The organism is Paraburkholderia sp. EG304, from assembly GCF_046543485.1.
GTDB lineage: Bacteria > Pseudomonadota > Gammaproteobacteria > Burkholderiales > Burkholderiaceae > Paraburkholderia > Paraburkholderia youngii.
This window is the reverse complement of the sequence record NZ_JBKGUA010000340.1, coordinates 1-449: the sequence shown is the minus strand read 5'-3', so window position 1 is coordinate 449 and position 449 is coordinate 1. Positions and strand designations below refer to the sequence as shown.

At 57.2% G+C, this 449-nt stretch carries 1 pseudogene; it reads left to right on the top strand.

Annotated elements, in window-relative coordinates:
• Positions 1 to 151: 151 nt before the first annotated feature.
• Positions 152 to 415, top strand: a pseudogene (locus ACLFKU_RS44180) (IS66 family transposase); the annotation flags it as partial.
• Positions 416 to 449 lie beyond the last annotated feature (34 nt).

Below are 449 nucleotides of genomic sequence, written 5' to 3'. Positions count from 1 at the left end.
GAACCTTCTGGCGTTTCTGAACTCTCTCTGACTCCCGAGATTTATGTCGTGATCGGCGACGCGCAACGACTGATCACACAAAGGCGACGCAAGCAGACTCGGCATAAAACGCAACTCGGGATAATGAGCCTTATGCCGAACTCCGCATAAGGCGCATGCACGTCGGAAGCTGCACGATCTGCACGCTGTCCGGCCATCGCCGATCACTGGCGAAGCACTGAAGCGTATCGGCGCACTCTATCGCATCGAAGAGCACATACGGGGCAAGCCACCCGAAGAGCGACGGCGTATCCGCCAGGCACAAGCCGCTCAGCTGCTTGACGACGGCGGATTCAACCGGTCGATGCAACACAATGAACGCTGCGTGAGCGGCGGGAGTGTTGCAAATGAAGTACAGAACCCGGACCTTTTATAGCGAAAGCCAGAAAGCGTTGATGTGGGAGCGGTGG